The organism is Collinsella sp. AM09-41 (assembly GCF_003473245.1).
Taxonomy (GTDB): domain Bacteria; phylum Actinomycetota; class Coriobacteriia; order Coriobacteriales; family Coriobacteriaceae; genus Collinsella.
Map to the genome: position 1 here is coordinate 514,674 of NZ_QRMJ01000001.1, position 12,718 is coordinate 527,391.

The following is a 12,718-nucleotide window of genomic DNA, read 5'->3' on the forward strand; positions in this document are numbered from 1 at the left end:
ACTACCGGCTTCTTCCGTTCTTCACCACACGTTGGTGCAGGGAAAAACGTTTGTCCACCTTGGAACTGCAACCCAAACCCAAGATTTCACCCGTTTGAGAAGGATAACATAGCCACCCCCTTCATCAGGGCTGTTATATGTTTCTTTTTTTATACCATTAGGGCGTTTTTAACAAATCCGCAGGAAATGCGATCGCGAACAACTACCGTTCACCGATTTGTTTGGTATTTTTCCTTGCCTTTGTACGACGTTCACTCTAGCTGTTATGCCAGCTTTAGCAGGGTAAAGTGCCTCTGAGTAGGCTTTGGGACATGCCTAGAGATCTACCCCTAACTTTGCTGGTACCGACGGTGCACGGAGGTCGCCTAAAGGTAGTTTTCTAGACATGTCCCAAAAATCTACCGTATAGGGTGCGCGTGCAGGGGTATCATCTTCCACCGAAAATAGTTTCTAGTGTTAGGGGTTTTCGGTGGAAGATACCGATTTCCATGAGCTTGGGCGTCAGCTCTTTACCGAGTTTGGCAGCATGCACCAGCACGTTTCGCGTTTTGTCGACCAGGCGATGAGCGGCGAGATGGCCGTCATGCGCGCTCTCATGCTCGCCGGCGGTTCGCTTACGCCGAGCGAACTCGCCGATCGCGCTTGGGTCTCGAGCGCCCGCATCGCCAACATCCTGCGCGCCCTCGAGGGCAAGGGCTGGGTCGAGCGCGAGCACTCAAAAACCGACCGTCGTCGCGTACACGTCACGGTGACCGACAAAGGCCGACAAGACCTCGAAATCAAACGTCGGGAATTCGAGGACCGCACCGCGGCCTTTCTCGAGCAGCTCGGCGAAACGGATACCCAAGAGATGGTGCGCCTTCTAAGGCGTGCCAACGAAATTATCGACCGCAACCAAGAAAGGAGAGATGCCGAGTGAGGATTCTCAAGCTCTTTAAAAAACATGTCCTGGCGCTGCTCACGGCTATCGTACTTATCGTAATCAGTTGCAATGCCGACCTAGCGCTGCCTACGTATATGAGTGACATCGTCGATGTGGGCGTGCAGCAAGGCGGCATCGCCTCACCCGTGCCCGACACCATTCGCGCCGAATCGCTCGATGACCTCAAGCTCTTTATGGGCGCCAAGGACGCCAAAGCTGTGGATGCCGTGTTTAGCAAGGCGGACAACAACGGCATTCGAACGTACAAGGGCACCGAGGAGGAGCGCGCCGACGGCGGCAAGATTGCCGACATCATGAGCCTGCCCGAGACCGTCGTCCTTTCGCTCAACCAGGGCATCGACGCCAGCTCCATGGGCGACATGATGGGCACGTCCAGCGAAAAAGACAACAGCGCCGCCCAGGACATGCCCACCCCCGAGCAGATGGCGGCGATGACGCCCGAGCAGCTCGCCGAGATGCAGCAGAAGGCCGCAGCGGCACAGAACATGCAAAAGCAGATTGATGCCGACGGCGGCAAGATCACCATGAAGAGCCTGCGTCTGGGCGTTGAAGGTGGCTTGATCGACCAGGGCAAGCTCGTCGAAGGCGCCAACGAAATGGCGGACAAAATGGGCTCCATGTCGGGCTCTATCGTCACGCAGCGCGCCGTGACCTACGTGCAGGACGAGTACAAGGCGCAGGGCATCGACCCCGCCGACGTGCAGAACGCCTACCTGAGCCGCATGGCGACCACGATGTTTGGCCTGTGCCTGATCTCGCTGGTCGCCACCATCCTGACCGGCGCTGTGGCGTCGCGCACCGCCTGCTCCATCGCCCGCGACCTGCGCCGCGAGACCTTCAACAAGGTCATGCACTTCTCGCCGGCCGAGGTGGGCAAGTTTAGCCAGGCCTCGCTCATCACCCGCTGCACCAACGACATTCAGCAGATCCAGATGGCAGCGACTCTGTTCATTCGCATGTGCCTCATGGCGCCTGTCATGGGTATCGTCGCGGTCATGCGCGTCCTGGCCAACCACACCGGCCTGGAGTGGACCATCGCCGTGGCCATCATCGCGGTCTCGGCCGTCGTCGGCGTGCTCATGGGCCTTACCATGCCCAAGTTCAAAAAGATGCAGAGCTTTGTGGACCGCGTGAACCTCACCGCCCGCGAGCTGCTCGACGGCCTTATGCCCATCCGCTCGTTCAACCGCGAGGAGCATGAGCTCGAGCGTTTTGACAAGGCATCGCTCGACCTGATGACCACACAGCTCTACACCAACCGAGCTATGAGCTTTATGATGCCGCTCATGATGCTCGTCATGAACTGCATCACCGTGCTTATCGTCTGGTTTGGCGCGCAGGGTGTGTCCGACGGCGTGATGCAGGTCGGCAACATGATGGCGTTTATCTCCTATACCATGCAGATCGTCATGGCGTTTATGATCCTCACCATGGTTTCGGTTATCCTGCCCCGTGCCGAGGTCGCAGCCGAGCGCGTGGAAGAGGTCATCACTTGCCCCACGAGCATCAACGACCCCGCCTCGCCCAAACTGCCCGCGGCCAGCGCGCCGCACGGCGAGCTGTGCTTCCGCGACGTGAGCTTCCAATACCCCGACGCCCGCGCCGATGTCATCAGCGGCGTGAACTTCACCACGCACGCCGGTCAGATGCTCGGCATCATTGGCTCCACGGGCTCGGGCAAGTCCACGCTCGTGCAGCTGATTCCGCGCCTGTACGACGTCACGGGCGGCAGCATTTCGCTCGACGGCATCGACGTGCGCGACATGACCCTTTCCGAGCTGCGCCGCCGCATTGGTTACATCCCGCAGCAGGGTCGTCTGTTCTCGGGCACCGTTGAGAGCAACCTCAAGTTTGCCGGCAACATGGTGAGCGACGAGGACATGCACCGGGCCGCGCGCATCGCCCAAGCCGAGGACTTTATCGCCGAGCGCGAGGGCGGCTACGACTCCCCCATCAGCCAGGGCGGATCCAATGTCTCGGGCGGCCAGCGCCAGCGTCTGGCCATCGCCCGCGCCCTGGCCAAAAAGCCCGAGGTCGTGGTGTTCGATGACTCGTTTAGCGCCCTCGACTACAAAACAGACGCGCGCCTGCGCGAGGAGCTTGCCAAAAACGTTACCGACGCCGCGCTCGTGGTCGTGGCCCAGCGCATCGCGACCATCATGCACGCCGACCAGATCATCGTGCTCGACGACGGCCACGTGGTGGGCACCGGTACGCACGAGGAGCTGCTGCACAGCTGCCCAGCGTACCTGGAGATCGCACAGTCGCAGCTTTCCGCCGAGGAGCTGGGGCTCACCCAAGAAGAAATTGAAGCCGTCATGGAAGGAGGCGAGCGCTAATGGCAGACAAGACCAAGACTCAGATTCCCAAGCCCACCCGCCGGCGCGGTCCCATGGGCCGCATGGGTGGCATGGGCCGCGGCGAAAAGGCCAAGGACTTTAAGGGTACCATGAGGCAGTTGCTCGGCTATATCGGTCAACACAAGGTTGCCGTGTTTGCCGCCGTCGCCTTTGCCGTGTGCTCGGTCATCTTTAACATTGTGGGACCCAAGGTGCTCGGCCAGGTTACGACCAAACTGTTCGAAGGCCTGGTCTCCAAGGTCAACGGTACCGGCGATGTCGACTTTGCCTGGATCGCCAAGACGCTCGGCTTTTTGCTCTGCCTGTATCTGGCAAGCTCTGTCTGCAGCCTCATCCAAGGCTGGCTTATGACCGGCGTCACGCAAAAGATTTGTTACCGTATGCGCAAGGAAATCGCCGCCAAGATCGCCGTCGTGCCGATGAGCTACTTCAACGGCCACAGCAAGGGCGACGTGCTCAGCCGCATCACCAACGACGTCGATACGCTGGGTCAGAGCCTCAACCAGTCCGTGACGCAGCTCATCACGTCAGTGACGCAGATTATCGGCGTGCTCGTCATGATGCTATCGATCAGCCTGCCACTTACCGGCGTCACCGTGCTCACGCTGCCGGCAGCCGCGATTATCCTAACCGTAATGATTCACTTCTCGCAGCCGTACTTCCGCGAGCAGCAGCAGGTCCTGGGCACCGTCAACGGCATTATCGAGGAGGACTTTGCCGGCCAGAACGTCATTCAGGTGTTCGACCGCGCCGAGGCCTCGATCGAGGAGTTCGACCGTCAAAACGACCGCCTCTTTATTAGTGGCTGGCGCTCGCAGTTCCTGTCGGGCCTGATGATGCCGCTTATGAGCTTGGTGGGCAACATGGGCTACGTGGGCGTCGTCGTGGTGGGCGCGCAGCTCGCGCTGACCGGCAATGCCACGCCTGGCGATATTCAGAGCTTTATCCAGTACGTTCGCAACTTTACGCAGCCCGTGCAGCAGCTGGGCAACGTGAGCAACACGATGCAGTCGATGGCCGCCGCCACCGAGCGTGTCTTTGAGTTCTTGGCCGCGCCCGAGGAGGAGCAGAAGGCCGACGCGCAGATCCCCGAGAAGCGTCCCGGCCACGTGGAGTTCGACCATGTCAAGTTTGGCTACACGCCCGACAAGACCATCATCCACGACTTTAGCTGCGAGGCGCAGCCCGGCCAAACCATTGCCATCGTCGGCCCCACCGGCGCCGGCAAGACCACGCTCATTAAGCTGCTGCAGCGCTTTTACGACGTGGACGGCGGTTCGCTGCGCGTCGAAGGCGTCGACGTGCGCGACTGGGACCGCGCGGCGCTGCGCGGCGAGTTTGCCATGGTGCTGCAGGACACCTGGCTGTTTAACGGCACCATCCGCGAGAACATCCGCTACGGACGCCCCGATGCGACCGACGCCGAGGTCGAGGCCGCCGCACGCGCCGCACGCTGCGACCACTTTATCCATACGCTCGCCGGCGGCTACGACTTTATGATCAATGAGGAGGGCACCAACCTCTCACAGGGCCAGCGCCAACTCGTGACCATCGCCCGCGCCATTTTGGCCGACCGCCCGGCGCTGATTCTAGACGAGGCGACTTCCAACGTGGACACCCGCACCGAGGAGCTCATTCAGCGCGCCATGGATGCGCTGATGCAAGGCCGTACAAGCTTTGTCATCGCGCACCGCCTGTCCACGATCCGTAACGCCGACGTGATCTTGGTGATCCGCGACGGCGACATCGTCGAGAAGGGCACACACGACGAACTGCTCGCCCAGGGCGGCTTCTACGCCGACCTGTACAACTCGCAGTTCGACGAGGCGGCGTAAAACCGGCGGCAAACAACCGCAATACCCAAAGAATGGGGGCGCAGGACAACCAGCGCCCCCATTTTTCGTTCTGCGGCCCTTGGACCGCATCCCCTGGAGCCGAATTGACGGTCCTTTCCAGCCCCTGTGGGCAAAAAATGGCAAATATGAGTACTGTTACCTTTTTAGTAACAGCCAAAACAGCCCCATATGCTGCCCGCACGGCTTGCAAGCGCCCCTAAATTACTCAAATAGTTCTATAGCGGGCTTATATGTGTTAAGGTTAATGAACATATTTTCTGTTATGTCTATTATCTTATGCCGGCAATATGACACTACGATAGCAACAGTACTCATATTTGCCATTTTTTGCCCACAGGGCCTGGAAAAGGCCAACAGGGTAGTCATTGGGGACGTTCTTAAACGACCAGTCAAACAAGAACGTCCCCAACGACTACTTAAAAACGGGAGATTATCCACTCTCATTCTGCGAGCACTCATTTAAGTCTGTCCCCAATGAGTGCCCGGCAGCAACGGGACCGCCGATGTCTTGGCAGAGTCAGCGAAAACCCGCGTAACTAAACCCGCTCCGCGATCTCGTGAATGAGGTAGTCGGTCTTTTCCCAGCCCAGGCACGGATCGGTGATCGACTTGCCAAAGACACCGCCGTCGACCGGCTGGTTGCCGTCCTCAAGGTAGGACTCGATCATAAAGCCCTTGACCAGCCTTGAAATGGCTTCGTTGCGGCGGCAGCTGTCGAGCACCTCCTTGCAAATGCGATACTGCTCCAGTGGACGCTTGCCCGAGTTGTCGTGGTTGCAGTCGATGACCGCTGCCGGATTGGCATAGCCGGCGTGCTCGGTATAGCGCTCGGCCAGGCGCTCGAGGTGCTCGTAGTGGTAGTTGGGGTAGGTGCGCCCATCGAGACCGATGTAGCCACGCATAACGGCGTGCGCGAGCGGATTGCCGTCGCACTCGACCTCCCAGTTGCGGAAGATGAAACTCTGATGCGCCTGAGCGGCGTAGATGGAGTTGAGCATGACGGTGGTGGAGCCGGCAGTGGGGTTCTTCATGCCCACCGGCACCGAAATGCCGCTCGACACCAGACGGTGCTCCTGGTTCTCGACCGAGCGCGCGCCCACAGCGACGTAGCTCAGCAGATCGACAAGGTACTGATAGTTAGAGGGGTAGAGCATCTCGTCGGCGGTAAAGAAGCCGGTCTCCTCGATGACGCGCAGGTGCATGTGGCGAATGGCCTTGACGCCCTCGAGCAGGTCATCGGGCGCCTCGGGGTCGGGATTGTGCAGTAGACCCTTGTAGCCGGTACCCTTGGTGCGCGGCTTGTTGGTGTAGACACGCGGGATGATGATGAGCTTGTCCTTGACCTCCTCGGCGGTTTTGGCCAGGCGGTTCATGTACTCGAGGACCGAATCCTCCCGATCGGCAGAGCATGGGCCGATGATGAGCACCTTGCGCGCGTCCTCGCCGGTAAAGACCTTGGCGACCTCGGCGTCGAATGCCTGCTTCTTAGCGGTAAGCTCGGCGGAAAGCGGCATTTCCTCGCGGATCTCCATGGGGATCGGCAGCCTGCGTTTGAAATCCATGGCCATAGGGGCCTCCTCAATCTATAGAGAGAGCAAAAAGCGTATTGTCGAGTGCTCGGCATTATCCGCTGTCGCACGCTAAAGTGCAAGCACAGCCTACTAAAAAGGGAATGAATCGACACAAGGGCCCGCTCACCACGAGAGTGGATAATCTCCCGTTTTTGGCCCATGTTCGCGCTCAAAGTGGGAGATTATCCACTCTCGTCGGGCAAGCGTCCGAAAATCCTCACTCGTGACCCCTTTTCCTCCGTCCCCGAGGGATCGGGGCTCGCCTGCCGAATGATTGATGCGGCCGCCCTGCGTCCATGTCACACTCAGAGGTGGCCTGACCCAACTTGGAAGGAGCCTTCATGAGCCTTGACAACGTAACCCTGCGCGCCGCCACGCTCGACGACCTGACCGGCATCGCTGCCATCTACAACCAGCTGTGGTGCAACACGCTGCGCAACCGCGGCGACGTCGAAGCTGCCGATTTCTGCGCGCGCTTTAACATCGCTATGCAGCTGCAACGCTCACCTATCGCGCTTGTCGCCGAGGCCGAGGGCCGCATTATCGCCGCCTGCTGCATCGGCATCTTCGAGGACGGCAAGCCGCGCACCAACCCCACGTGGGAGTCCTGCTACAACGAGATGCTCGCCCAGGCAACCGAAATGGCAAAGGCTGCCGACGCCAAGCTCGAGGGCTCGCTCTTCGGCGACAGTCGCGAAAAGGCCACGGCGGATCGCTTTGCCGCCACAGGCAACGAGTATGCCCAGGGCCAGCTCAACCTGATCATCATCGTGCCCGAGTGGCAGGGCAAGGGGCTCGGCCGCGCGCTTATCGACCTTGCGCGCGCCGAGCTCGCCAAGGCAGGCTGCACCAAGTTCTTCCTGATGAGCGACTGCAACTCCGACTGGCAGTTCTACGAGCACCTCAACATGAAGCGCATCCTGGAGGATCACAGTCAAGACACCGGCGACGGTTTTATCGTCTACATGTACGGAGGCGACACGCAGGATTAGCCTGAGTGCCGCCTCATGGGCTTTCTCCAAAACAGCCCAAACCAATCAGCCACGCCAAAAGGGACAGGTTTATTTTGGCAGGTTTTATCTGGGCAAACGCCAACCGCCGTGAGGAGAGCTGCTTGCCCTTGCGGCGGCCTTCTCGCCGAAAAACCAAGTGAGTAGACCTTTTGCAGGAGGCCGAGCACACTCCAAAACGCCACAGCTCTGACCTGCGGTTTTATTTAGCGTTTGTCGCGGTGTGCTCGACAGATCCAAAAAAGCCTACTCACTTGCATCTGAGGCGCACCGGATCGGCAAAAAACCGCCGCGAAAGGGGTCCGATCCTCTTCGCGGCAGTTGTTAATACGCCGAACTTGTTATCGCAAAAGCCAATCACGCGCCGAGACCACGCTACAGTCTTTCGACTCATACGTTGAATCCACGCGGGCCACAACATAGCGCGCATCTTTTGCAATGTCGATCTCATCGCATACAGCCTGTAAATGGCGGGCGTACTTATCGTGATACGTTCTGGATGATTTTATTTCGATAGCCTTGGGCCTCCCTGAGTTTGTGCAGTCGAGCAAATCGATTTCTCGCTTGCCGTCGTCCCTATAGAAATACAACTCGGGATTCTCGCCCACGTTGAGATGGCTCTTCGCCGTTTCGGAAACGATGAGGTTTTCGAAAACTGCCCCCAGATAAGGGCTCTCCAAAAGTTGCTCCAGTGATCCAATTTTGAGCAAGTAGCAGAGCAGCCCCGTGTCGTAAAAATAAAGCTTGGGCGTTTTAGTCAAACGTTTCCTGGCATTTGCATAATAGGGCTGCAGTGAAAACGTCAGGTAGCTCTGCTCCAGGATAGACAACCAGCTTTTAATGGTCGATACGTTCACACCCGTATCTCGAGAAAGCGAAGATATATTAATGAGAGCACCGGCGCTCTGGGCAATTATGGACAGAAACTTATGAAACTCTGCTTTATTGCGCACGTCAAGCAAGCCCACAACATCGCGCTCAACATAGGTATCAATATAGCTGGGGAAATAAACCGAGGACGGCATTCCGGCGGAACGCAGGCGAGGGTATCCCCCTTCGAGCGCAAACAAATCCACTTCCAACTGCCCCTGCTGGCCCCTCTCCGCTTCTCGAAACGAAAATGGCAGCAATTTTAAGATCCCGACTCGCCCGGCAAGAGACTGGCCGATGCTTTTCATCATCAAAAAGTTTTGCGATCCCGTAAGGATGTATTGACCGGCGTCTCCCCGCTCATCCGAAACAACCTGAATCATCGAGAACAAATCCGGGGCGTATTGCGCCTCATCGATGATGAGTCCGCCCTTTCGGTTGCGGATAAAACTCACCGGATCCTCCAAGGCCGCGCGCCTCGTTTGGGGGTCCTCAAGCGTGACATAGGAATAGTCGGGAAAGGCATGCCGAACCAGCGTAGACTTACCGCTCTGCCTAGGCCCCGTCAACGACACAACAGGAAACCAACCCGCCATGCGAATGAGCAACTCATGCAAATCCCTGTTAATGTACTCGGCCATATCAACGCCCCTTATAACGCTGTTACCATAATCGTATAGTATCATTTGCCATAATCTTGCAGTAGCGTTTTCCATAATCTTGTAGTAGTGTTTTCCACAATCTTTTAGTAGCCCAGTTCAAAAACGTTATTTATAGAGCCGAAATCTCAGACCCTAAATAACAATAGCCACCACAATGGGAACTGTCCCCATTGTGGTGGCTTGCAGGCGAGTTGACTTATTCGACTATCGCGGGCCGGCCGTGTCCGAGTCTAGAGCGTGGCAAGTCGCTTGGATTCGCGGACGGCGAGGGCGATGGAGATAAGACCAGTGATGGCGTCAGCCGCCACCAAGGCAAACCAGACACCCTGAACGCCCATCATGTTGCCAAGCAGGTACATAAGCGGCACGGAGCAGATCACGTAGCGGAGCAGACCGGTGAACGTGGCGATACCCACCTTCTCAACCGCCTGGAAGTACATCGACATGGTCATGGCAAGATAGCCCAGGGCCACGGCCAGGATAACGATGCGCGTGGCGTTGGCGGCAACCTCGACGAGCGCCGGATCGCTACCAGCAAAAAAGGCGCAGACCGGCGTTGCGGCCACCCATAGCACAGCAGACACCGCAGCAAGCGTCACGACCTGGTACTTAAGCGTGCAGGAGAGCGTTTCCTTGAGGCGCGCCCACGCCTTGGCGCCGGCGTTGAAGGCGGCAATGGGCTGCAGGCCGTACGAGAAGCACTGGGCGACCATCATGGTAATGTAGAGGATGTAGCCGTTGATCACACCAAAGGCCGCGATGTAGAGCGAACCCATGTCGCCGCCGAGCTGGCCAAGCAACGAGTTGGCAACGGTGTTGAAGATGAACGTGGCAGCTTGCACCAAAAAGAACGGGAAACCAATCTTGATGATCTGGCCGCAGATGGCCATGTCGAGTTTGAGGTCGGCGGCGCTGATCTGGAGCTGCGACTTCTTACCGCCGATGAACCAGAAGATACCGATGGCCCAGATACCGATGGAAAGACCGTAGTACACACCAGCTCCCATAACGCCAAGCTTGAGCACAAACGTGGAAAGCGCAAGCCAGCAGATAGCGACGATGGCAGACACGGTCATGAGGTTGGCCTGGATCTGAACCTTCTCGTCCACACGCATGACGGCGGTGACCATCTGACCAATGACCGTGAGCGGCAGCAGCACGGAGAAGGTGCGCACGCCGGCAACGGTATCGGCCATGATGTCGGGCGTGGCGCCGAAGAATGCGCAGATGGGCTCGGTAAACACAGCCATCACCACAGCAAGCAGCACACTCACAATCGTGGTAAGCCAAAAACCCTGGCTAAACGCCTTGCTGGCGCCCTTAATGTCGCCGGCACCCAAAAGGTTGCCCACCACGGCGGGCACGCCGGTGCCAAACAGGTTGCCAAAGGCCAGGTTAATGTACTCGACCGACATGATGATCGAAACACAGGCCAGGCCGTGTGCACCCAGGCCCCAACCCATCACGAGGCCCTCAAGGACCACCATGATAATCTGGGCGAGCATACCCTGGCCGGTGATGATGGTGTACTTGCGCACCAGGCCGGGAATCGGCTGCGAGGCAAGCTCACGCTCCTCCTCAACAGCGGCGGTCGTTTCTTCTGCCATTGTTCTCCCCTTTCCATGAGAGATTGATGAATGGATGCATGAATGGATGGGCGGCACGCACAGGCTGCGGCACCGCCCAGCGATGCAGCAGCCCCGCTAGGCCTCGTAGACCACCTTGCCGGCAATCATCGTGAGAGACGCCGTGGCCTCGAGGACCTCAGCCGGTTCGCAGTCAAAGAGGTTACGGTCGAGCACACAGATATCAGCCTGTTTGCCGCATGCGAGCGTACCGATGCGATCCTCGGCATGCATGGCGTAGGCGCTGCCGTAGGTGTAGGCGCGCAGGGCCTCGGCCATGGTGATGCGCTCCTGCGGGAACCACCCTTCTGGGTTGGAGCCGTCCTCGAGCATGCGGAAGACCGCGCCGTACACCTCCTCCATGGGCTCCAAGCCCACAACGGGGAAGTCACTGCCCAGGTGCACCACGGCACCGCTGGCAAGCAGGCTATGCAGGGGCCACGAAAGCGCAGCACGCTCGGGGCCCACGGCATCGTCCTTGGCAAGGTCAGCCATATCGAGCAGCATGTGCCACGGCTGCATACCAGGGCATATACCCAGCTCGGCATAGCGCGGCAGATCCTCGGGCTCAACCGTCTCGTTGTGCTCCATGGAGTGGCGGCAACCCCGCTTACCATGCAAGCGCTCGCCCTCCTCAAAGCAATCAAGCACAAAACGCACCGAGCGATCGCCGATCGTATGGACGCGCGTGTCAACGCCCCATTCCTGCGCCCTGACAATGGCGGCACGGATGCGCTCTGGATCCTCCGCGGGCTCACCGCAGGTATCGGGCGCGTTGGAATAGGGTTCAAGCATCCAAGCGGTGTGGTCGGAGCACACGCCATCAAGAAACTGCTTAAAGCCGTGCCACTCGACCTGCGTACCCGAGAAGGCGTATTTCTCCTTGATCTGCTCGAGCGTTAAGGACTCGTTTTCGAACAGATCGGTGTACAGGAACACGCGCAGTGGCAAGTCGCCCTTGGCATTAAGACCTGCCAACACCGCATACGGGTTTTCCATGCTCACAAACGTAGGATTGACCATGCCGACCGTAGTGATTCCCAGGGCATTGGCGCGCCGGGCGGTTTTTGCAAACGACGCGTCAACAACCTCGGGCGCTGGGTCGTAGACCTCGTCCATAAAGAAGACGCCGGCGTTGTTGGAAAACACGCCCGTCAGATTGCCCTCGGCATCCTTAAGGATCTTGCCGCCTGCGGGATCGGGCGTCTGCGAAGTTACTCCCACCTTGTTGATGGCGCAGGTATTGGCACTAAAGGTATGCAGGTCAACCTGCTGCAGAAAGACCGGGCGGTCCGAGATGTACTCATCGATCATCGCGGCTGTGGGCATCTCGGGGACATCCCACTGGAACTGGATAATCTGGCAGCCCAGGATCCACTCGTTATCGGGATGGTCGGCCGCAAACGCCACGACACGTTCCATCGCCATCTCAAAACTGGTGCAGTCGATGAGGTTGACGGCAAAATCGGGGTCGGTCATGAACGCGCCCTGGGCAAAATGCGTGTGCGAGTCAATCAGGCCGGGCATGACGAGCTGGTCGCCAAAGTCGCGCACCTCGGTATCGGGACCGATAAACGGTGCCAGGTGGGCATCGTCACCGCAGGCAACGATTTTATCGCCCCGCACGGCAACGCCGCCCTTAAACGGCTCGAGCCCATCGCCGGTAAAAACGGCGTTGCTCTTGATAACTACATCAGCCTTGTCCATGTGAGCCTCCTCAGGCATCTTTGGTTGCAACGCGGACGCACCGCCCGCGTGGGCACTCGGTTGGGAGCGTAGCGCTCCCGCATCGGCGCGTGCCTACAAGCCGTGCTCGGACGT

At 58.7% G+C, this 12,718-nt stretch carries 8 protein-coding genes; 4 read left to right on the forward strand and 4 right to left on the reverse strand.

Annotated features, from left to right (window positions below; all coding sequences use genetic code 11):
• Positions 1-469: 469 nt before the first annotated feature.
• Genes DW112_RS02285 through DW112_RS02295 form a run of 3 tightly spaced genes read left to right on the forward strand, consistent with a single transcriptional unit; the run spans position 470 to position 5,138 of the window.
• Positions 470-919 carry a MarR family winged helix-turn-helix transcriptional regulator gene (locus tag DW112_RS02285; RefSeq protein ID WP_117775934.1) on the forward strand — a complete coding sequence of 150 codons (450 nt, stop codon included), beginning with the start codon at positions 470-472 and terminating at the stop codon, positions 917-919.
• Entirely contained in the window at positions 916-3,282 is a 2,367-nt protein-coding gene (locus DW112_RS02290; RefSeq protein WP_117799753.1) for an ABC transporter ATP-binding protein, read from the forward strand. The genes DW112_RS02285 and DW112_RS02290 overlap by 4 nt, the downstream gene beginning before the upstream one ends.
• Complete coding sequence (locus tag DW112_RS02295; RefSeq protein WP_233545842.1) at positions 3,282-5,138, forward strand: ABC transporter ATP-binding protein; 1,857 nt, start codon at positions 3,282-3,284, stop codon at positions 5,136-5,138. The genes DW112_RS02290 and DW112_RS02295 overlap by 1 nt, the downstream gene beginning before the upstream one ends.
• Positions 5,139-5,695: 557 nt before the next feature.
• On the opposite strand, the gene DW112_RS02305 is transcribed toward DW112_RS02295, so the two are convergent.
• Positions 5,696-6,727 carry a 3-deoxy-7-phosphoheptulonate synthase gene (locus DW112_RS02305; protein ID WP_117564710.1) on the reverse strand — a complete coding sequence of 344 codons (1,032 nt, stop codon included), beginning with the start codon at positions 6,725-6,727 and terminating at the stop codon, positions 5,696-5,698.
• 344 nt (positions 6,728-7,071) lie between these two features.
• Between DW112_RS02305 and DW112_RS02310 the strand changes: the two genes are divergently transcribed.
• Positions 7,072-7,722 (forward strand): GNAT family N-acetyltransferase, encoded by a 651-nt coding sequence (locus DW112_RS02310; RefSeq protein ID WP_117736107.1) that lies wholly within the window; start codon positions 7,072-7,074, stop codon positions 7,720-7,722.
• 359 nt (positions 7,723-8,081) lie between these two features.
• On the opposite strand, the gene DW112_RS02315 is transcribed toward DW112_RS02310, so the two are convergent.
• The 3 genes from DW112_RS02315 to DW112_RS02325 form a co-directional block, all read right to left on the reverse strand.
• Positions 8,082-9,251 (reverse strand): ATP-binding protein, encoded by a 1,170-nt coding sequence (locus DW112_RS02315; RefSeq protein ID WP_199408051.1) that lies wholly within the window; start codon positions 9,249-9,251, stop codon positions 8,082-8,084.
• 251 nt (positions 9,252-9,502) lie between these two features.
• Complete coding sequence (locus DW112_RS02320) at positions 9,503-10,879, reverse strand: MATE family efflux transporter (protein ID WP_089572364.1); 1,377 nt, start codon at positions 10,877-10,879, stop codon at positions 9,503-9,505.
• Positions 10,880-10,975: 96 nt separating this feature from the next.
• On the reverse strand, positions 10,976-12,604 hold the full coding sequence (locus DW112_RS02325; protein ID WP_158568391.1) for an amidohydrolase: 1,629 nt from the start codon (positions 12,602-12,604) through the stop codon (positions 10,976-10,978).
• Positions 12,605-12,718 lie beyond the last annotated feature (114 nt).